16 protein-coding genes are annotated in these 21,821 nt (G+C 60.9%); 9 read left to right on the forward strand and 7 right to left on the reverse strand.

The window, feature by feature from the left end:
- Positions 1 to 4: 4 nt before the first annotated feature.
- The 3 genes from VGM51_01330 to VGM51_01340 all read right to left on the reverse strand — a co-directional run bounded on the left by VGM51_01330 (position 5) and on the right by VGM51_01340 (position 3,233).
- A complete protein-coding gene (locus VGM51_01330) occupies positions 5 to 1,468 on the reverse strand; it encodes a hypothetical protein (protein ID HEY3411678.1) in 1,464 nt (487 codons plus the stop codon).
- Complete coding sequence (locus tag VGM51_01335; protein ID HEY3411679.1) at positions 1,456 to 2,694, reverse strand: tetratricopeptide repeat protein; 1,239 nt, start codon at positions 2,692 to 2,694, stop codon at positions 1,456 to 1,458. Before VGM51_01335 ends, VGM51_01330 begins: the two co-directional genes overlap by 13 nt.
- 212 nt (positions 2,695 to 2,906) lie before the next feature.
- A complete protein-coding gene (locus tag VGM51_01340; protein HEY3411680.1) occupies positions 2,907 to 3,233 on the reverse strand; it encodes a thioredoxin family protein in 327 nt (108 codons plus the stop codon).
- A gap of 234 nt (positions 3,234 to 3,467) precedes the next feature.
- On the opposite strand from VGM51_01340, the gene VGM51_01345 reads away from it, so the two are divergent.
- The 3 genes from VGM51_01345 to VGM51_01355 all read left to right on the forward strand — a co-directional run bounded on the left by VGM51_01345 (position 3,468) and on the right by VGM51_01355 (position 6,362).
- Positions 3,468 to 3,707: a hypothetical protein gene (locus VGM51_01345; GenBank protein HEY3411681.1), complete on the forward strand. Its 240-nt coding sequence runs from the start codon at positions 3,468 to 3,470 to the stop codon at positions 3,705 to 3,707.
- A 6-nt stretch (positions 3,708 to 3,713) separates the two neighbouring features.
- Positions 3,714 to 5,216: a sugar ABC transporter ATP-binding protein gene (locus VGM51_01350; GenBank protein HEY3411682.1), complete on the forward strand. Its 1,503-nt coding sequence runs from the start codon at positions 3,714 to 3,716 to the stop codon at positions 5,214 to 5,216.
- Positions 5,217 to 5,306: 90 nt separating this feature from the next.
- The gene (locus tag VGM51_01355; GenBank protein HEY3411683.1) at positions 5,307 to 6,362 is read left to right on the forward strand and encodes a uroporphyrinogen decarboxylase family protein; all 1,056 of its coding nucleotides are present in this window, start codon (positions 5,307 to 5,309) and stop codon (positions 6,360 to 6,362) included.
- Positions 6,363 to 6,498: 136 nt separating this feature from the next.
- Here VGM51_01355 and VGM51_01360 read toward each other — a convergent pair whose 3' ends face one another.
- The gene (locus VGM51_01360) at positions 6,499 to 9,468 is read right to left on the reverse strand and encodes a right-handed parallel beta-helix repeat-containing protein (protein ID HEY3411684.1); all 2,970 of its coding nucleotides are present in this window, start codon (positions 9,466 to 9,468) and stop codon (positions 6,499 to 6,501) included.
- A 229-nt stretch (positions 9,469 to 9,697) separates the two neighbouring features.
- Between VGM51_01360 and VGM51_01365 the strand changes: the two genes are divergently transcribed.
- From VGM51_01365 to VGM51_01380, 4 genes are all read left to right on the forward strand, one after another.
- A complete protein-coding gene (locus tag VGM51_01365) occupies positions 9,698 to 11,437 on the forward strand; it encodes a hypothetical protein (protein HEY3411685.1) in 1,740 nt (579 codons plus the stop codon).
- Between the two features lie 105 nt (positions 11,438 to 11,542).
- The gene (locus VGM51_01370) at positions 11,543 to 12,544 is read left to right on the forward strand and encodes a restriction endonuclease (GenBank protein ID HEY3411686.1); all 1,002 of its coding nucleotides are present in this window, start codon (positions 11,543 to 11,545) and stop codon (positions 12,542 to 12,544) included.
- A 108-nt stretch (positions 12,545 to 12,652) separates the two neighbouring features.
- Positions 12,653 to 13,660 (forward strand): Gfo/Idh/MocA family oxidoreductase, encoded by a 1,008-nt coding sequence (locus VGM51_01375; protein ID HEY3411687.1) that lies wholly within the window; start codon positions 12,653 to 12,655, stop codon positions 13,658 to 13,660.
- 379 nt (positions 13,661 to 14,039) lie between these two features.
- Positions 14,040 to 17,648, forward strand: coding sequence for an RHS repeat-associated core domain-containing protein (locus VGM51_01380; GenBank protein HEY3411688.1), 3,609 nt, complete (start codon positions 14,040 to 14,042; stop codon positions 17,646 to 17,648).
- 148 nt (positions 17,649 to 17,796) lie between these two features.
- Here VGM51_01380 and VGM51_01385 read toward each other — a convergent pair whose 3' ends face one another.
- A complete protein-coding gene (locus VGM51_01385) occupies positions 17,797 to 18,120 on the reverse strand; it encodes a hypothetical protein (GenBank protein ID HEY3411689.1) in 324 nt (107 codons plus the stop codon).
- A gap of 64 nt (positions 18,121 to 18,184) precedes the next feature.
- Between VGM51_01385 and VGM51_01390 the strand changes: the two genes are divergently transcribed.
- Together VGM51_01390 and VGM51_01395 are read left to right on the forward strand one after the other, a co-directional pair.
- Complete coding sequence (locus VGM51_01390; GenBank protein HEY3411690.1) at positions 18,185 to 18,994, forward strand: MBL fold metallo-hydrolase; 810 nt, start codon at positions 18,185 to 18,187, stop codon at positions 18,992 to 18,994.
- 65 nt (positions 18,995 to 19,059) lie between these two features.
- A complete protein-coding gene (locus VGM51_01395; protein HEY3411691.1) occupies positions 19,060 to 19,563 on the forward strand; it encodes a zinc ribbon domain-containing protein in 504 nt (167 codons plus the stop codon).
- A 37-nt stretch (positions 19,564 to 19,600) separates the two neighbouring features.
- Here the strand turns inward: VGM51_01395 and VGM51_01400 are convergent, their stop codons facing one another.
- Both VGM51_01400 and VGM51_01405 read right to left on the reverse strand, forming a co-directional pair.
- The gene (locus VGM51_01400; protein ID HEY3411692.1) at positions 19,601 to 20,596 is read right to left on the reverse strand and encodes a BMP family protein; all 996 of its coding nucleotides are present in this window, start codon (positions 20,594 to 20,596) and stop codon (positions 19,601 to 19,603) included.
- A gap of 7 nt (positions 20,597 to 20,603) precedes the next feature.
- A complete protein-coding gene (locus tag VGM51_01405; GenBank protein HEY3411693.1) occupies positions 20,604 to 21,611 on the reverse strand; it encodes an NAD(P)/FAD-dependent oxidoreductase in 1,008 nt (335 codons plus the stop codon).
- Between the last annotated feature and the right edge of the window lie 210 nt (positions 21,612 to 21,821).

The following is a 21,821-nucleotide window of genomic DNA, read 5'->3' on the forward strand; positions in this document are numbered from 1 at the left end:
GTGGTCAAGGCTCGAAACCATGGGTCTGGTCAGTAGCCAACCTGATAAACGGTCCGGCACCCGCCTTGGTAAGCGTCGCTATTCCGTTGGCGTCGGTCTCCACATGGTGGTTGACAGTACATATATCGTGGGCCGTTGTTCCGTCAAGTGTGTACTCCCACGGGATGGCCCAGTTAAAATAGCCACCTTGTGAGTTGAATGGGGGCACTTTCTGCGTGATCACTTGATCGAGCCATAGCACGCGACAGCCTGTCGATGCGTTGCCCCTGCTGATCTGCGACCATGCACTTGCCGGGTGAAGCTTGTCCACCCAGTCAAGGAAGAAATACGTTCCCGTCGCTTTGCATTCATTCTCCCGAAACCCTGCTTTCCAAAATGATACGTCGTACGGTGCCAGGTATATCCATCCCTCGAAGCCCACACTGCACAACCCCAAAGTGTGCCAGATTCCCGTGCCAGGAATCTGGGCCTCATAGGAAGCGGCCGAGGGCGCCACCACGGTTGCCGGCCAATCGAAATGCCATCCGCAAGACGGCCCGTCCGTGCAAGTCAGGTGGATTGTAACCGCGCCCGGAAGGCCCACCGTGTAGGTCGTACCAGAGGTCGTGCCGGTACCTTCATTCCACCACACCCACTGTGCGGGGTCGACGCATCCAGGCTGATCTGAGCTGTACGACAGGTTTACGGTTTCGCCCACTCCATACCTAACTCCGCTTCTTCCTGTGAAGACATCCTCTGGCAGCACGTAAGTGGCCATGTTATACACGCAGAGATTGACGGTCTTGGTGTCGCAGCACGTAGCCTCCACAGACTGCTGCCCTGAACCCGATACCGTGAAGGTCTTTGTTGTCCCGGATCCAGTGACACCGGCCGTACCACCCCAAGTAGGCTTGCTAGCCGGATAGGCCTCGGCAGGAATGACGCGGAGGTTCAAGGTGGTGCCAGACAATACAGAAACGCCGTTAGCGCTGGCCCATTCCTGCGTACACGGATTCTGGTATTGTATGTCCGTAATTGGCGGGCACACATTCACGGTGCAGAACGCGGTTTGGGTGCCCTCCCCGCCTGGCCCGGTGTCTTTCGCGGGTGTCCCAACATCCGCGCACGTGATGCCAACGGTTTTCGTACCGCCGGTGGCATACGTATGGGAAGCGGGGATGGTGGTTGCGCCGCAGCTGGAATACGTATCAGTTGCGCCGTCCCCCCACGTCACGGTCGTGGTAACGGTATCCAGGACCCTGCCAACCCCATCACCGCAGTAGTCATAATCTACGGATGGGCTGATGGTGAACGCTGACACGCCAACGCAGACATAGTCTTCCTCTGGCCCTGTTATACTGCAACCCGTTAAGGCATCACCTACCTGGCAGTTCTGCCCTCCGGGCGGCTTCGCCTCGGTAGTTCCAACCAACCCGAACACCGCGCACAGGATGATTGAGGTGCGGGCTAATGTCTTTAGCGTGGCCATGTCGATATCTCCTTCAACGCGAGCTGCAGCCACTCGTTGCCGGGATGCATCTGACCCAACTCATCCCACGACTTCTTCGCGGACACCCTATCCTTCGCCAATACGTATTGGCGGCCAATGGCATACCTGATCCACGCGTCCCATTCAGGGACGGGGCACGGGTATTTGACCAAGGCCTCCTTGTAACGTGCAGCCGCCTGGAGGTAATCCCCTTGCACACTGTAAGTCGATGCAATGTCGCTGGCGATTTCGATCGCTAGATTGTCCTTTGGATAGAGCGGCAATATCTCCGCGAGGATATCCCTCGCCTTCAATGGCTGCCGAAGCTGGTTCTGCAGTGTGAAAGCGATTCTGTATTTTGCCAGATAGACCTGATACGGGTCCCTATTTTCATCGATGACCTGTTGAGCTATCTTCATCGATGCCTGAGGATCTTTGATGCCCTCAGCAATGGCCTCGGCTTTATAGACCCGGATTCGGGCGGTCAAGTTGGGGTATGACACGGCCATCCCATCAAGGTAATCTATGGCCTCTTTGTAACGATCGGCGTAGCCCAAGTCCTCTACCACGCGGAAGGCGGCTTCCTCGAATTGTGGAGTAGCCGGATACTTATTCACGTATGACTGTCCGGCCGTGATGGCTTCTGTGTATTTGCCGGCCGAATGCGCCGTGTAGGCTATCTGGAAAAGGATATCCTGAGCGTGCTCGGGATAGGACGACTGGATGCTCTGGAACTGCTGATATGCCGCAGTCCAGTTGCCAGTCTGTTTGAAGTAGTCGCCGATCAGAAGGTCGGCGCGGGCCCTATCGGCCCGAGCCGATGATGCGCCGCGGCGCAACTTCAATTGGTCAAGGAAATACTTCTCCTTGGCCGCGTCACCCTTGGCGTGGTACCGCATCGTCAGTTTGTGAAGCACCTCCGGCCAGCGGTAATCGGGACTGGTGGACGAAAGCAGTTCGAATGTTGCGATGGCATCGTCATCCAGACCGGAAGACTCCTGAACGATTCCCGACCAAAACAGGGCCTGCTGTTGGAGCTCGGCTTTGGGGTTGGCGGCCAGAATGGCCTTGTACTTGGCAAGGGCTTCGGTGGCCTTTCCAGCCTTGAAGAGTTGGTAGGCGGCGCCGAGGTCGGCTGCTGTGGGTGCCGTCGTTTGCGCGCGGACGGGGCAGGCGAACAGAAGCAGAAGGGAGAGGGCCGTGAAAAGGCGCACGCGAACTCGCATAACGTTCCTCCTCGCGATCAAAAAGTGCGCATAGTGGCGTGTCTTAGTGGTCACATCGCGCGAGAAGAGTAATGGCTCACAGGGATTCTACCCCCCCGGTGCCTATTTGTCAACGATTTGATATATAAGAGTCTCGTATGCCATGCATCAGGGCAATAGACCGGCAACTCCCTCCAATGGGGGTCGGCTATCCCGATGCGATTGAGAGGCCCTTACGCTGCCTGAATGGCGCTGGCGGCCCGCCAGGCAACCTTGAGGTCTTCGGTATCGGGGAGCCCCTCGGCGGTCCAGACCTCGGCGCCGTCGGTGAGGATCTTGACCGTGGGGACGCGCTGCACGTGATGGGCGTGCGCGGTAACGGGGTTCGTGTCCGTGTTGAGCGAGATGACGGCGCTTTCGCCGGCAATCTCGGCGGCGGCGTGGCAGAACCGGCTCATATCCTGGCACTCGCGCGCCCACGGCGCCCAGAACACCAGCACAGCGTGCCGTCCCGCGCTACGCAAGTCCTCACCAAAAGTCTTGTCACTGGATTCAAGCATTCCCGGCACCGGTCCCCCGCTTGGAATGGGCCTTGGGCTACCCCAGGCAACGGACCTGTACTACCGCCATCAAGCGTAAACGCGCGGCCCTGGATGCGCCTCCGTGGCTGGTGACCGGCGCGCCAGGTCCCGACGCTTTTGTATGCTTCGGCTACACTCAATCACGCCTCCGAGTTCCCCGTTACACGAGGCGCTCGTGCGTGTATCATAATGGACCGGGGGGCAATCGGCTCGATGGCGTACCACATCTGCAAATGGGGCGGTGACTGGCACTCGGCCCCATGGGCGAGCGCAAAGGGGGTATGGGTAAAGCTCAGTCCCCAGGCGGAGGAGGAGGAGGCCCGGACGTGGGAAGACGCCGCGTGCGAAGACGGGCGCCTCCTGCGCGTCCTCTGGTGCGAACTCTGCCAACTGGCCGGCGACGTGGGTTCGGTCGCGCGGCCTTGCAAACCCGAACCGCCGCGTAGTATCTAGTAAGCTATGGAAGAGACCAATGGCCCAGTTCTCGTCATGCACGGGATCACAAAGAGTTACCCGGGTGTCAAGGCGCTCAAGGGCGTCGACTTCGACCTCCGTCCGCGCGAAGTTCACGCGTTGGTGGGCGAGAACGGGGCGGGGAAATCCACCCTTATGAAGGTTCTCGCGGGCGCTGAGCACCGCGATGCCGGAGAGTTGACAGTCAACGGGCAAAGCGTGGAAGCGCTCACACCCGCCGCCGCCCAGGAACTCGGGATCGCCATTATCTACCAGGAGTTCAACCTGGTCCCGCACCTCACCATCGCGGAGAACATCTTTCTAGGCCGCGAGCCAAAGGCTGCTATCCCCGGCTTCGTGAACTACGGCGCGATGAACGGCGAGGCGGAAGCGCTGCTCAAACGCCTCAAGGTGAATCTCGACCCTCGGCGCGAAGTCGCCACGCTTGCCCTCGCCGACCAGCAGATGGTGGAGATCGCGAAGGCCCTTTCCCAGGAGGCGCGCATCATCGTGATGGACGAGCCGTCCGCCGCCCTCACCGAGCACGAACTGGAGGCCCTTTTCGATCTCATCCGCGGCCTGCGCGCGGAAGGCCGGTCGATCGTGTACATCTCCCATCGCCTGGAGGAGGTGTTTGCGATCGCGGACCGCATCACCGTGATGCGCGACGGTGCAGAGGTGTCCACGCTGCCGACGTCCGAGGTGACGCGGGACAGCCTGATTCGCGATATGGTCGGTCGCGAAATGACGGAGACCTTCCCCACGCGTGCGCCGGAGATCGGCGAACCGATGCTGGAAGTGAAGGGCCTCCGCCGCGAGGGCGTGCTAAAGGACATCAACCTGACGGTGCGAAAAGGCGAGATCGTGGGGCTGGCCGGGCTCGTCGGCGCCGGCCGCACGGAATTGGCCCGGTGCATCTTCGGGGCCGACCGGAGAGATGCGGGCGAGATCGTTCTGGACGGCAAGACTATCCGCCTGCGCTCCCCGAAGGACGCCATCGCGAACGGGATCGGATTGGTGACAGAGGACCGCAAGCAGCAGGGCCTGGTGCTCGGGATGGCCGTGCGCGAGAACACTACCCTGGCCAACCTGCAAAGCCTCACAAGCCTCGGTTTCGTGCAGGGCGGACGTGAACGGGCAATCTCGGCCAAGTATATCAAGGACCTGGACATCAGGACGCCTTCCGGCGAGCAGGCCGTCCGCAACCTCAGCGGCGGCAACCAGCAGAAGGTCGTGCTCGCGAAATGGCTCTTTACCGAGAGCAAGCTCCTGATCTTCGATGAACCGACGCGCGGCATCGACGTCGGCGCCAAGTACGAAATCTATCTGCTGATGCACGAACTGGCGTCGCGCGGCAACGGCATCCTGATGATCTCCTCCGAACTTCCGGAAATCCTCGGCATGAGCGACCGCGTGGTCGTGATGCACGAGGGCCGGATCGCCGGCGAACTGCCGCGAGACAAGGCCACCTCCGAGGCCGTCATGCACCTCGCAACCGGAGGACTCTAGTCAGCATTCAGCATCCGGCATTCAGGATCCGAATCGGCGCTGAATCCTGACCCCTGAATCCAGAATCCTTCGTCCACGAAAGGCACCCGTTTGAACAGAGAATACTACCTCCGCCTGGCCAACGAGGGTCTGCGGATGCCCATAGGAAGCGACCTGGTGTTGCACGAGCAGCCCGATCCCGCCGCTGTGGTCGTGGACGGCGAACGCCTCGGCAAAGTCATCGAAGAGACGGCGCGCCGTTATAACACGCCGATTGCGGTGTCCCGCATGGACCTTGAGCTCGAGAAGGCCGTGCTGCTCAAAATCCTGGGCATCCCGGAAGCCGATATCCCGAAGTACCAGTTCACTTCGTGCCCAACCGATGCGCAGGTCGCATCAGTCGGGAGCGGTTTCAGGCCCGGCATCCACCCGAAGATGGACGCACACATCGATTCCATCCGGTACATCGCCGCAAACACGGACCTCGTGCCGGTTGGCATGACGATCGGTCCGTTCTCGCTCATGACGAAACTGGTCCGCGACCCCATCTCGCCGATCTACATGGCGGGGATGGGGCTCACGGCGGAGGAAGAGCCCGAACTGGAGATGGTGGAGCGAGTGCTGGAGATGGGCACACGCCTGATCCTTAAGTCAGTCTCTGCGCAGATCGACGCCGGCGCCAAACTCGTCTTCATCGCCGAACCCGCCGCCAACAAGGTCTACCTCTCGCCCAACCAGATAGAGAAGGGCTCGGACATCTTCGACCGCTACCCGATGAAGTACCTGAAGCGTATCAAGGCCTTCCTGGACGAGCGGAACGTGGACCTGTTATTCCACTGCTGCGGCGAACTCATCGACGTGATGGTGGCGAAGTTCACCGAACTGCGGCCGGTCATCCTGAGCCTCGGCAGCAGCCGCATCCTGTGGGAGGATGCCGCGCTGGTGCCGAAAGACATTGTGCTGTACGGAAACCTGCCGTCCAAGCGCTTCTACGACGACGCCCTTATCTCGCTGGAGGACGTGGTGCGCACTTCGGAGGACTTGCTGGCGAAGATGCGGGAGGCCGGCCATCCGTTTATCCTCGGCAGCGAGTGCGACGTGCTGAGCGTTCCCGGCTGTCAGGACACGTTGATGCGCAAGGCCGACGCCATCGCCGGCCTCAACTGATCGCACACGTATACCTCTGGGCGTCACGGATTGGGGTCGAGGCCCATGGCTTTCCGGGCGATGCGCGCGGCATCTACCACGCCGATCGGCGCGGAAGCCAGCCCGAGATGCGCGATGTCCACCGGCGTCGATGCCGTCAACCCGCCCGCGATGGCAAGCGCACGGGATGCATCCGGATCCCAAATGCGCCCGCCTCCACGTACTCGTACGCGCCGATATCAACGTGCGCGCCGATCTTGCGCGCGTTGCCGGCCAGATCGAGCGCGGCCAGGGTAACCACGCTGTCGTCTCCGGCATCGATACACGGCGAGCCGGCCTGAAGCTGGTAACCCTGCCCCGAACGGTTCACGAAGAGCGGATCGACGGACAAGGTGCCCGGTGGAGCGCTGAGGCCGTTCCAGTCCGCGTCCGTGTTCCCGTACATGTCATTGTCGCTGTATGTCGTGTTGAGATTCAGCATCGTGATTCCGGATGAGTTGAACGCAACGATGTTGTTGGCGACGACGTCGGGTACCACAAGCCCTCCCCCGTATTCGATGCTTAAGGCGCCGCCTGGACCGGTGCCGATATCGGTCGCTTCGGCCGCCGAGGAGTTGCCGATGAACGTGTTGTTCAGCACCCTTGCGCCGGACTGTACGTCGGCTCCGCCTCCGAACGTTCCGGAGGTATTCTGGGTGATGAGGTTATCTTCTATCGTCGACGCAAGCATGATGCCTCCGCCGGCGAACGCCGATTTGTTGCCCTGGATGACATTCCGGGAAACGAGGTCGCATGAGTAAGCGCCTCCTCCGGACTGCGTTGCGGTGTTTGCGGATATCGTGTTCCCGATGACGCTGCCCGCACCGTAGACGCCGCCACCGATGTCGCTGGTGTTGCCCGTGATGACGTTCGCCTGGACATCTACCGAAGCGCCGGCAAACACCCCGCCACCGTGGCTGGGCGTCGATGAACCGGAGGGAGGCTGATTGTTCCGGATTGTGTTCCGAGCGATCTCGCCGGTGGACGCAGCAGCGTAGATGCCGCCGCCTTGTGCGCCGGCGTTGTTCTCGATAACGTTGTTGACTACGCTGAGAGTCACCGGCCCGCAGGTCATCCCGCCTCCGACCGCTTGATCGAGACCATTGACCACGTGGAAACCATCCAGGACAAAGGCGTCGAACCGGCCCGCCTCCGAGTCATCTACATAGATGCTGCTGCCAAGCAGATGGCCGTCAACGGCCGTCGCATTCGTCGCCCAGTTTCTCGCATCGCGGGTGACCTCCGTGCCGGCGAATCCGCCATACACCTGGACCGGCGCTCTCGCCGTGAGCGGCCCGTCGTATGTCCCGGACGACACCCAGATTTCGGCTCCACCCAGCGACCACGCGGTGTCCAACGCGTTCTGAAGCGTGCCCTTGGCGGTTGCCCAGGTGAGGCCGTCGTTCGTATCCGTGCCGGTTGATGATACGTGGAGCGGTCCACGCGTTGCCACCAGCGTGGCGCCAAGGCGCTCGAAAGCTCCGAGATCCACTGCCTTTCCCATCAGGCGTGGGAAGCCCTCCCGGTCGGTCGAGCTGCCCGGCACAAGACCCGAATCCCCAACATCGACGCAGGGTGAGGCCGGTCCCAGCCGGAAGTCGCCGATCGACGGATCTACGAAGCCTGGGTCGATCGATATGTTGCCATCGCGGCCGGTTTCGCCCGGGATTCCGAGGTAGTCCCCGCCTCCATTCGCGTAGACGTCGTTGAATCGAACGGCAACCCTGGCTCCGTGAATGTCGATACCGGATTGGTTGTCAGCGACGATATTGTTCTCCAGCAGGATCCTCTGCGAGAAGCCGCCGCCGCCGCTCAGCGTAACGCAGCCGAGCGGTGACGTGTTCAGCGCGATCGTGTTGTTCTCAATCACGGAACTGCCGCCGATCGACAAGGCGGCGCCGTTCTGACCGGCCACGTTGTCCGTCAGAACGCAATCGCGCAGGAATCCAAGCGAGTTGGCGGACGCAACCGCACCACCGGACAGCGCCGAATCCAATCGGAATGTGCATCTCACCACAGTGCAGGCTGCCGTAGCGGAAATTCCGCCACCTCCTGCATTCGCGCTGTTTCCGGTAAAGACGCAGTCGGTAACCGATCCACCGCCGGCGAAACCGCCTCCATTCCCTCCTGCCACGTTCGCATCGAACACGCCGGACCTGATCTCCGCCGTCCCGCAAACACCGCCACCGTCCGTGCCGGCTGAGTTGCCGCGGAAGATATTCCCGGAGAGCAGCATGGGCCCTGCTGCAGCGTCCGAGCTTGCAGGCGGAGCGATGTCCACGCCGCCTCCCGTGAACACGGCAGTGTTCCCGCTAACGATATTGTCGGTAAGCACAGGCGACGACCCAACACAATACACGCCGCCGCCATGCTGCCCAGCGTTGTTGGAAATGATGTTACCGGCTATGTATGGCGACGCGCCGGCCGCCACGTAGATCCCACCGCCGTCGCCGGCCTGGTAATAGTAAGCCACACTGTGGCAGCTCACGCTGCCGGTCATCGCGGAGTGTGCCGTGGAGTTTCCCGTGATGACGTTGTTTGTGATGGTCGGAGATCCGCCCGGTACCATCACGGCCCCACCGCGGAATTCCAGATAGACCTTTCGCCACCCGCCCCCGTCGCGGCCGCTGCATGCCCCCGACTGCGATGCAATCTGAACAGCCTTGCCCCCACCGTTCGTGATGGTGAAGCCGTCCACCATCGTCTCGGGAGTCGCCGCCATCGGCAGCATAACGACTGTGGCCGACGCAGACGGAGCACTGGAGATACCGGGGCCCATCAGGATGGTTTTGTTACCGACAGGATCCCTCGCGCTGCCGGTTGCTTCGGTGTCCGCGAAGCCTCCCAGGAGCGAGACGCCGACGGGAATGGCAACGGACTCCGTGTAGGTGCCGGCGGCCACCCAGACTTCGTCGCCGGCAATAGACTTATTCAGTGCGGCCTGGACGGTGGGGAAAGCAGACGTCCAGGTTAGCCCGTCCGGAGAAGCCGCCGTCGACCGCGAGTCGACGCGGAGAACGGACGCCTGCCCCGCTGCGGCGAGAGCGGCCCATAAGGTCAGCGCCGCAATGCGGCGGATTGTAACCATTGGTTCTGTCTCCTGGCCAAACTGGGCCGGCCCAACGAACCAGCCCCTAAGAATAACTGTGATAAGTAGACCCACATAATTGGCCGTATTCTCATCCCCATGTTGAGTCGTCACCAAACCCCGACCGGGCGGTATGGTGTAGTCGGGCGCCAGGTTTCCTGCTGGAATGAAGGTGGGGGTCACGTCCGGGGTCTGATACTCCGACAGCAACTACTCAGAGGAGGCAAAAATGCGTTACGTGTGTCTATTCGCCGCCGCGATTATCGGTGCGCCGGCCTGGTCCGTTCCCGCGGCGCCGATGAGCGCGCTGGCCCGTATGCCGGTGAAGGAGATCACCGTCTTCAAGGACGGCCACGATTTTGTGCTGCACGAGGGAAAAATGCCCACGGATGCTTACGGCAACGTGGTGATGGACTACCTGCCGACGCCCATCCTCGGCGCCTTCTGGCCGTACTCGTCCGATCCCGCCGCCAAACTCACCGCCGTCACCGCGCGCCAGCGCCGCGTGCTGGTGGAACACACCGCCCTCACTCCGCGCGACCTCATTGAGGCCAATCCGGGCGCGAAAGTGGGCATCTACGAAGACAAAGACCTCGGCTACGGCGGCGAGATAACCGGCGTGCCCACGCGTTCTTCCGATGAACTCGCCGCCACGGACCCGCCCGGCGCGGCCGAACGCCTGCCTGAAACGGCGGCCGTCGTCCTCATCAAAACGGTGGAAGGCACCACCGTTCTGCCGTTCGATCGAATCAAAGAGGTTACCTTCAAAGGCGAATTCAAGAAGTCGCTTGCCCAGGAGGAGTTCCGGAACCTTCTGACTCTGAAGCTGGACTGGGGTGGCAAGACCCCGGCGAAAACGGCCGACGTTGGCATGATCTACGTTCAGAAAGGCGTGCGCTGGATTCCATCCTACAAGATCAGCGTGGACGGCAAGGGTACCGCAACCATCAAGTTCCAGGCCACGCTGGTGAACGAACTGACGGACCTGGATGACGCCACAGTCAACCTCGTCATCGGCGTTCCGACCTTCGCTTTCAGCGGCACCCCGGACCCCATCTCGCTTCAGCAGACGTTCGCGCAGTTGGGTCAGTACTTCGACCAGCACGGTAGAAGTAACTACGGCCTATCGAACGCGATTATGACGCAGGCCGCGGGCTTTACCGCGGGGCAGGCGTCCTATTCTGTCGACGGCCCGGCGGAAGCACAGCAGCCCGAGGTGGCCGGTTCCGTCGCCAGTGAGGACCTGTATGTGTTCACGGTGAAGCACGTCACCCTGCGCAGGGGCGAGCGGATGGTCCTGCCGGTGGAGCAGTATACCGTGAAGTACAAGGACGTGTATGCGCTGGACATCCCGTTCGCGCCGCCGCCGGAAATCCGGGGCAACAACGTAGGCCAGGACGATCAGGTCGCCAAACTCCTCGCCGCTCCGAAGTTCATGCACAAAATCCGGTTCGAAGCGCCGAAGGACCGTCCGTTCACCACGTCACCGGCCCTCATTCTGTCGGGCGACAGCGTGCTGGGGCAGGGGACCATGACCTACACGGCGCCGGGCGCCGAGACGGACCTCGCCATCACCACAGCCGTGGATATCGGCGTTAAAAAGAAGGACAAGGAGACGGCCCGCACGCCCAACGCCGCCAATTGGAACGGCGATATTTACAGCCGCATTGACCTTGCCGGGACCATCACCATCACTAACCGCCACGGCAAACCGGTGGACCTGGAGATTGTCCGAAATGTCCTCGGGAACGTCGGCACGGCGGACAACCATGGCGTAGCGGAAATGCTCAACGTCTTTGAGAACGACAGCTACATGGCCGGCAACTACCGTCCGTCCTGGTGGGGCTATTACAACTGGCCCGGCTGGTGGTACCATTTTAACGGCGTAGGTTCCGTAACGTGGAAACTCACTCTGGACACCGGCAAGAGCGTGGACCTGGGCTACACCTGGAACTACTACTGGCGGTAACGGTCAGAGGGAAACGGGGAAAGGAGGAAACGGGGAAATGACCACGGCCATTTCCCCGTTTCCCCATTTCCATCTGAGCGTTCCACAATGCCCTTGGGAGGATACATGAATCGCTACTGGGTGATCCGTACCGATAAGGCTTCGACCGACTGGATATGGAGCGAACTGCAGGAAGGACGCTTGCGACAGGGCTGGGGATATCGCGACGATCAGGACCTCCATCAGATTTCCGCGCTGGCGGCGGCCGGCACGCCGCTGAACGACGATCAGCGGTACACATGGCGCGGCAATCGCCGCCTCTTGGAGACGGAGCCGGACGGCGTCACACCCGGCGACTTCGTCCTCCTACCTCACTTGCCCTCCCAAGGCTCGTGGTCGATAGCACGTGTCTCCGGCCCGTACCGATGGGAGAGCCCCAGCTTCCCGAACGCCGGTGCAGATCCGGATTTCGGGCATATCCTCCCGGTTGAGCTCGTTTCGAAGCGGCCAATCAACCCGTTCGAGGACGCTGCATCAGCGCGCCTGCGCCAGACTATGCACGTGCTTTCGCGCATGTGGAACATCGACAGTCTCGCGGCGGACGTTGAGGAACTCGTTGAGGCGGCCGGAACGGTGTTGGCCGAACCACCCCTCACGTCGCTTGATCGGTTGCCTAAGGTGCTCTCCGCCATTGAGGCCGCCGCATGGGAGGCGCTTCAGAAGCAGTTCCACGGCGCGGAGTTTGAGCGACCGTGTGTTCTTCTACTGGAGAGCCTCTACGGCGACGAGAACGTCGAGCATACCGGGGGCTCCGGAGAGCGCGGCGCCGACGCGATCTGCAACTACACGGACCCCCTGGGATTGAGCCACCGCCTCGTGGTCCAGATCAAGATGTGGAACTCGGAAGCCGACTGGACGCGCCCGCTTGAACAGCTTAGCCAAGCGTACGAGGCCTACGATGGCATCACCGGCGGTGTCATTCTCTCGACCTCAGAGAGCGTTAGCGATCGTTTCGAGGCACTTCGGCGCGAACTGGAAACCGAACTCCACATTCCGATCAAGGTCATTCTCCGTCGCGACCTGATCCGGCTCTTTGTGGCGCACCTGTCGGAGCTTGTAGAATCCTAGCGATTGCTCCATCTTAGGAGCGCCGCTTGCGTAACTCCATTTTCCCGGTTTGCCGTACATTTGTGTCTTTGTGTCTTTGTGGTTAGCATTCACCGTAGGAGGTTCCCTTTGAACAATTGGAGAGCACTGCTGGTGGGCGCGGGCGGGATGGGCCGCGCGTGGGGAAAAAACCTGCACGATTGTGAGCGGGTGGAACTCGCCGGCTGGGTGGACATCCTGCCGGACGCCGCCGTTCAAGCAGCGGACGAACTCGGTGTGAAGATGCACACGGGCGAAGACCTCTCCAAGGCACTCGCGGAGGTCAAGCCCGATTTTGTAGTGGACGTGACCGTGCCGGAAGCTCATCGCGAGGTGACTTGCGCCGCCCTTGCCGCTGGTGTGCCGGTCATCGGCGAGAAACCGATGGCCGAAAGCATGGACAGCGCGCGGGCAATGGTCGCCGCGTCCGAAAAAGCCGGCAAACTCTACATGGTCAGCCAGAGCCGACGCTACGATGCGCGCATCGCCGCCTTCCGCAAACTTGTTGCCGAACGCGTCGGCCCGCCCGAGATCCTCAACTCCGACTTCTATATCGGCGCCCATTTTGGCGGTTTTCGCGACGAAATGCCGCACGTCCTGCTTCTGGATATGTCGATCCACACGTTTGACGCCGCGCGCTACGTATCCGGGGCGGATCCCGTAAGCGTTTACTGCGAGGAATTCAACCCATCGTGGTCGTGGTACAAAGGCGCGGCGTGCGCGACGGCGATGTTCGAGATGACCGGAGGCATTCGCTATACGTATCGCGGCAGTTGGTGCGCCGAGGGCCGGCACACATCGTGGGAGGCGGATTGGCGCGCGGCGGGTCCGGCCGGAAGCGCGACCTGGGACGGGCAGAACGCGCCGCTGGCCGATCTCGTAACCGGCACGGAGGGCTTCCATCGCGACACCGTAACGATCGAGGGGTACGTGGAGGACGGCGTGCCGGCAGGCATCGCCGGGTCGCTGCGGGATTTTCTGGCCGCGCTGGATACCGGCCGGCTCCCGATGGGCGAGTGTCACGACAACATCAAGAGCCTTGCGATGGTCTTCGCGGCGATCGAGAGCGCCGAAACCGGCCAACGGGTGCGAGTCTGAGGGGAATAGACCGATCTGGTGTTCCCTCGATACCCTCGGTTGGATTTCATGGAAATGGGTATAAATACCCTGCCACCCATTAGCGAGTGGCAATACCCGAACGTGCTGGGCAAACGTGGAGCGCCGTCTCATACGACGCGGTGAAAGGAATCGCCGTGAAGACAGTAGATTTCGCCGAACGCAAGTTCGCTCCCCCCCCCCCCTCCGCCTGCTTGCTGTACTTAGCATCGTGGGCCTTCTCTCCGTAGACGCCCCCGCCACACCCCCCACACCGTGGCAAGGCTCTGACCTTCCCACGCCATACACCACCGTGAACACTCTAACGGGTTCTGCCTGCACGGCTGTGCCCCTCGCTGGTTGGAAGGGCCGCGGTTTGTCAGTGGCCCTCGCATATTTCCACAACGACTCGCCCTACACTGGAACGCCGGAATGGCGCCACTCCTACGATTACCAACTGCTTCCGCTGGAAGACGACGGATGGCGCCTCGTTGAACCGAACGGCCTCACGAAGGATTTCACTTACGCAGACGGTTTCGTCGAGGTAGCAGGATACTTCGATAAGCTCTATATCTCGGCGAACTATTCAAATGCACTCTCGGAGCTGACTGTCGAGAGAAAGAACGGCACGCGCCTCATCTTTGCCTCCCTGGACCCTGCTGCGGAAGATCCCATTGGGCCGGATACACCGATTGGCGTCGAAAGTGAGGACCCGCCTCTCCTATTACGCCAGATAGTGGATCGGAACGGGAACGCCATCACCCTTCATTACGGGACTGGATCCTACGCGGCGAGGCTGAATCAGGTAACAGACCCTACCGGCCGGAACCTTAACTTCAGCTACAACGGCGCAACCACCACCATTACTGACCCATCTGGGCAGACCTGGACCGTTAGCCGCGGGAGCGCGGCGGAAATCACCAGCATCGTCAACACCCCGGCCACAACGTCGCCGGCCACAAGCCCGTCCAGCAGAACGTTTAGCTTCACTTATAACACCAACCACACCATCGCCGCGATGCGGGACTGGAAGACCAACGCCACCCGCACTGGTCAAAACGCAAGCGACACAACCTACTCCTATACCTATAATTCGGGAGTCATTTCCCGTGTTGACGGGCCGAGCTGGCTAACGGCCAACGAACGGCCTGCCACGGCATATTCCTTCAGCGGAAATCCGCAGACGACAACCATCGGCCAGAAAACGGGCTACACCGGCAGCGCTGATACTTTCAGCACCACAACGCAGCTTTACCTTACAACAGGGGAATTGGGCACGGTAACGAAGTGGATGGGCTCCAGCAGCAGCCAGAACGATCCACACACCGATTACACATATACCGACAACCACCTTCCGGCAGGAATGGCACGGTCAACAGGAGGCGAAGTTAACATTGACTACGTCGATACGTCAACAGGCGACATTTCCAAAGTCTATCCGATGGGCACTGTCAATGGAATTACGTATACATATTCCGACGCAAATAACCCTCACCTTCCGACGCTCGTAAACGACATGTGGGGGTGGGGCACAATCTACAAATACGATCCTTGCGGTAACTTGACCGATGTCTGGGATGCGAACCACACCGCACAGGCGCCGGATCCGGCAGATGATGCCGATCCCGATTTGACCCGCCTGCACACACACTACAAGGTGGATTCGCACGGGCAGATTTTCGCGGCATCCAACACTGCCGTGAGGGCATACACGTTGAACAGCCAGGACACTGACGCCGATCCCATGCCCAATCAGTGGCGATACCACTACGATAGCCATGGGAATCTGGATAAGGTGTGGCGGCCGAATGGCACGCCATCTGGGACTTGGTATTCCACGACTACGCCGGACCAGACGGCTCACTACATTTCAGCCCTATCGCGTCGTGACTGGTCCAAGAAATCCTCGACCGATGCGCAGGTCAACTTTCACTACGATGGATACGAACGTCTGAAGGGGATTGACATCGATAACACGGCGGGCGATGAGATCACATATTCGTATGATGAGAACCATTTGCTCGCCGGGATGGTCGATCCGACGGGAGCCACGTCTTGGACGCTGGACGCCCTGAACCGCGTCACGCAGGAAGGCAAAGACAGCGGTACTCTGGGCTGGACCTACCGTGCCGATGGCCAGCTCAACACGTTCACCAATCGCGACAACGTCACCACAGCGTTCACTTATACCGATGGTGGTCTGCTGGACACGGCAACGGGTCCGTGGGGCACAGGCAATCCCGTTGAATTCCTGCACCGCGAATGTGCGTGCAGCGGTAATGTTGACGGAGTAAACTACCCGGGTGATCCTGGTATTGCATGGCGCAACGCCGCCGATGCCTACGGTGGGTCGCACGGAGGCATCTATTACGAACGGGATAGCAATCCTCAGCACGAATACAATGCAGCGATCGACCCCCAACTGTTCTGGGAGAAGATACATACGCTGACTCTGAACGAATTTGGGCAGGATCCATCTGCCGTCAAGATGATTCAGAGCAGCGGACCGGACAACCTCTCACGTGTCGAGATGTTCAGTGACACCGTCGATCCGCTTCATCGAACTACGGACGACGAAGTCTCATACGTGACATACTTCGATCCTCAGAACCCGGAGACCCAGACGCTGGGCGACGCTATCAGTACCCGATCCTATACGTTCGACGACACCGGCAGTCCCGGCAACCGTTACCAAGTCCGGAACGCCGGCAATTCCTTGCTGGAGACATACTCCTTCGATTCCCTTGGGCGCAACCGGCTGGACACTGTGGCGTACCCAGATTATGTTACCGACTACTACTCATATGACGCCGCCGGCAACGTAAGCGACGTATACTCAACCCCTAGTGTCGGCGACCGAATCTACACGTCCGATGCTTTGAACCACCTGGCATCCATCCAAGCCCCTGATGCTCCCGGCTACGGGCGCGTACAGTTCGTATTCGACGGTTTGGGGCGGCTTGCTCAGGTCAAAGACGATTACGGTACCCTCATTGGTCGATTCTACTATGCGGGTAACCGCCTGGTGTATCAGGACGACGGCCAGAACTACACTTCAGTCTCGTACCAGTGGGCAGGCGGCAGGCTCCTGTCGCAGCAGCAAAACAGCGCCATCTTCTGGTACTTGCTGGACACTCGCGGCGACGTCGTTGCGTTAGTCGATGCTTCTAATAATCTCGCGGCGCATTACGTGTACGACGCATTCGGGCAGGAACTTCAGGACAGTTTCGAAGGCGACGAGATCCTGGTCCCCAACCCCCTCCGGTATCGCGGAAACATCGGCTACATGCAGGTCTTCCAGTCTTCAGAAGGTCCGGCTTTCTCCCTCTATAATGTCGGCGCCCGCACCTACCATACCGGCACCGGGCGGTGGATGCAGGAAGATCCCCTTCTTGGCTTCCAGTCTGATCCTCTCTCGTTCAACCGATACCTGTATTGCAACGCTGATCCAGTCTTGGCATCAGACCCAAGCGGACTTGCGCCATTCAATTATGGAATGGCGCCAAGTTGCTTTGGTTCATTCGTCCCCTGCAACCCAAATGACCCGGCTGATCAACCACCAGGATGGTGGGGGTACGTGGGGGCCGGCGCGGGTGTTTCCATCGGCGCTTACGGATTAGGAATGCTCGGCATTTCCGCGGCTGCGGCCGCGGCCGGCACAGGCGGCGCGGTTGAGACTGCAACAACGGCGGGAACCTCTGCAGGGGGTTATATGGGTTTGGGTAGCCTTATCACCGGAGTCGGCACCGAAATTGCGGCGGCGTTCGACAAAAAGTCCAATGAGCTCTTCTGCGCGATGGTGGACGCGGTCGCCAGGGCCATGATACTCGGTGACAAGTTGCCTAAGAACCTAGTGTTTCCTAATATCGTCGCGTTCGGTTTCTTGCGTTGTTGTGTTCGCGTGGCCCCAGAGTGCCTATCGAAGACCGCTTCGTGGCATATGGCGGAACGAGGAAGGGCAGAGAGCGCCGAACTCACTGCCCTTCCATAGCCTAACATATCCCAGATGGGTTTTCGTCAGGTGCTCGTTGGCCCGGTCGTTGTGTGGAGGGGCGCAGTGGAAGCGCTCAACCACGGCAGGCTGACAAGATTCCGACACGCCCGAGGGGAGCGTATTTCGCCTACAGAGCGGGCGTGCTTCAAGCCTTTTTTGCCTTCACGGTTTTCATGCCATTTGATCGGTTGGAGGTATTGGCAATGCCGTACATCATCGTTAGTGTTGTATACGCAATCCTTGCGTACGTTGGAGGGCTCGCCGCAGTCAAAATGAATCGGCCACGCGCTTCGGGAATCTTCATGGCGATCTGGCAAGGGAGCTGTGTCTTCTTGGTCGTGTGCGCCGTAGAGATGGTGACGGAGTCACCGCGTACCGGCTGGAATCTCCAGACCGCAATCCACGCTGTGGCTATCGTATGGGTCATTGCAACATTGCTCGGATTGCTTACCGCATGCGGAATGAGCATTCTTTGGCGCATCCGAACCACTCGATGACGGGTCCTCTTCCTTGCGTTGGGCTAGAATGAGGCCGTGAGTCTTCAGGTCTGGTCATTGGCGAGCGGCAGCAGCGGGAACGCCTTCCTCATCCGGGGAGGGCGGACCACCGTGCTGCTTGACGCAGGCTTTCCGATGCGCACGATCCGCGACAAGATCGCGTCTGTGGGCCAGAGCCCCCTCGATGTGCAGGCCGTGCTCCTGACCCACGAACACTCCGATCACTGTTCCGGCGCTGGGCCGACCTGCCGCGCCCTGAAGGTGCCCCTCGTCGCCAATTCCGCCACACTGGAAGCCGCTTCCCGCATCGTGGGTTCCACCCCGTCGACCGAATTGCCCACGGGCTCTGAGATGGAGATCGGCGACCTGCAAGTGCGGTCGTTTCCTGTGTCACATGATGCCGCCGATCCGGTGGGATATGTGTTCTCCTGCGGCGGCGCACGTGCATGCTACGTGACCGACACTGGAACGCTCACGCCGGTCATCACGTCGAACATGATGGGAGCTCAGCTTGTCATCGTTGAAAGCAATCACGACGTGCTACGCCTGAGCCAGTCCGGCTATCCCGCGGAATTGAAGCGGCGGATTTTGGGAAACCGCGGGCACTTGAGCAACGTAGTTACTGCGAGGGAGATCGCGCGGCTATCCCTGGAGAGCGCCCCGTGCGTGGTGTGGCTGGCACACCTCAGTGAAGAAAACAACTCGGAGCGCCTGGCGATGACCACGAGCCGCAATGCGCTGAACGCCGCGCAGCCGGCCAATGTCAGGCTGGCCCTCGCGAAGCGCAACGTGGTGAGCGTACACTGGAACAGCGCCGACAACTGGTGGCAAGGCAGCCTGTTCTAGGCTCCGGAACTCGGAACTCGGAACTCGGAACCCGTCACCCGTCACCCGTCACCCGTCACCTGATTATGAACTGGACATGCCCGCAATGCGGTGAAACCAACCCGGACACGACGAAGCTGTGCGGCCTCTGCGGCGAGATGCGCCCCGCCGTGAAGGCCGAGCAGGTGGTCGTTCGAGCGATGGGGCCGTCACCATCGGCCACGCTGCCAACGGTAACCCCCGGCTCCGACCGATGGGCTCCCCGTGACCCGGCGCGCCCATCCGAAGCGGAAAAACAGCGGCTCGCGGAGCAGGCCGCTCAGCAGATCATGGGCACGACCGCTCCTGCAGGGCCCTCAACCGTTGGCTGTGGCAACCTGGCGATGTTCATCATGTTCCTGCCCTGGTCGCTGTTGGTGCTGCCGATGCCGGGCGGCCTTCGCAACAGGAACGTTGGAAGGATCCTGCTGGTGATCGGCGCGATGGCGGTGTTGGTGGGGATACTCTCGCTCATGGCAGTGGCGCCCCACGTCATGAAGCTCGCGCACGACATCTCAGCCGGCTATAACGTGCCGGACACCGGTAACTAGAAGCTGGGCGTTCCTCGCCCATCGCTCATCGTTTCCTTCACGCGCTTTGCTTCACCGTCAGCGCGCCGGAGCGGATCTTCTTCTCCGCATCCTCCACCTTCTTCAGCACAGCCGGCGGTATCTTCGTTTTGAGGGCGGGGTTGAAGATCACATCCACGTAGCCCTCCTTCATCCCCAGCGTGCGCATGATGCCCTGGAACCGGTTCGCTTTCACCTCCTGGGCCACGGCTTCGAAGGTCTTGCCGAGTTCCAGCACGGCGCTTGCCAGGCACACATCCGGCGCAACGGCAGTCTGGTCGGCGTTGCTGCCGAGCGCATACACCGTCTTTCCGGCCTTGTTGGCATCGCTCACCGCCTGGAACATGCCGATTCCCGCGGCGTCCGCGTTGTGGAAGATAACGTCCGCTCCCTGCCCGATGAGTGTCGCCGTCTGGCGGTTTGCGGCGCCGGTATCGGCCCACGAGTCCACATATGCGAACGTGACGGGTGTGCCGGGCCTAGCGCTGTCAACTCCGGCCTTCAGGCCGTTGAACGTGCTTTCCACCACCGAAATCTGTTTGCCGCCCACGCAGGCGATTCGTCCGGTCTTGCTCATGCCCGCGGCGAGCACTCCCAGGCAGTACGTCGCATCCTCAAGGCGGTAGGCCAGCGAAGTCACGTTCGGAGCGTTGACCCGGCCGGCGGTAATGACGAAGTGCGATTTGGGGAAGTCCTTCGCCACGCGCATCGCGGGTTCGCCGTATTCATTGCCGTGGCCAAGGATGATGTCGTAACCGCGGCTGGCGAAACCGCGCAGGGCGGCTTCTATCTCGCCTTCGGATTTCACTTCCTGCTCGGAGACTTCGGCCCCGGTATCCTTCTTCAGTTGTTGTGCGGCATCGTGCGCCAGTCCGTTCCAACCGTGATCGCTCACAGGTCCCGAGGTCACCAGGGCCACCTTGAGGGCACCCGGCGCGGAAGTAGGCGGCGTCTGCTTCGTGCATCCTGCCAGGAGCGCGGCCGAACCTAATATCAGAAGGAATCGCTTCATCATCACATCCTCAAATCTCGACGCTTACCGACCGCGTCGGGCTGTTGATCTCGCTGCTGTGGCCCGGGAACACAAGCGCCTTCGGATCAAGCGTGTTCTTGGCGAAATTGACGGCTATCGCCGCCTCGCCCACACCCGTGGCTATCAGCTTGATCTTGCCCTCGTGCCACACAACATCCCCGGCCGCGAAGACGCGTGCGATGGTCGTCTGCATGTGTTCGTCCACCACAACACTGTTTCTGGAAATCTCCAGGCCCCAGGACTTGATAGGGCCCAGATCCGCGGAGAAGCCCAGGAAAAGCAACACGGCGTCGCATCCAATCGTTTCCTCCCCGAGGTTTCTGTTGTGCGCAAGCGTGACCGCTTCAACCCTGTCCACGCCGTGTACTTCCTTGACCTCGCGGAACAGCTTGAATGTGATCCTGGGGTTCCGGGTGCACGCGACGACGGACTCCTCATGCGCCCGGAACGCATCTCGCCGATGGACGAGGATCACCTCGGCGGCATTCCCGGCGAGGTTGAGCGCCCAGTCGATCGCCGAATCGCCACCTCCAACCACCACAACGCGCTTGCCGTCGTAGACCGATTTGTCATTTACGTAATGCTCAATGCCTTTGCCGGTCAGCTCGCGGACGCCCGGAACGTCCAGAGTTTTCGGCTCGAATGCGCCGACGCCGGCGGTGATCAGCGCCACGCGCGCGTGGTGAACCGCCTTGTTGGTTGTGAGCGTCACCTTCTCGCCATCGGAGCACAGCCCGGTCACTGTTTCCTCCAACCGGACCGTTGGCTCGTACTGCATCGCCTGTTCGATCATATTGGCCGCGAGGTCCCGGGCCAGCACCTTTGGGAAGCCCGGCATATCGTAGATGAACTTCTCGGGGTAGAGCGTTGCCAGTTGCCCGCCCAGTGTGGGCAGCGAATCAAGAATCAGCACGCGCATACCCCGCAGGCCCGCGTAATATGCCGCGAAGAGGCCCCCGGGGCCCCCGCCGATGATTGCGATGTCATAAAGGTCCAATGTAAATATCTCCCGGCGTTCATTATACCCGGTTGAGAGGCATGAGGCAGGGTGAAACGGCGGGACGCAGGCCGCACCGTGGTGGCCCCCCAAACTCCCAACTCCGAATGCACGGCTAGACAGCGAAGCGCGGCCCGCAGACACAATGCAGTGTGCGGACGGCAGCGGCCTTCCGCCGCGAGTTCATCGTTTGTCCTGCAAGGAGATAAC

The organism is Armatimonadota bacterium, assembly GCA_036504095.1.
GTDB lineage: Bacteria > Armatimonadota > DTGP01 > JAKQQT01 > JAKQQT01 > DASXUL01.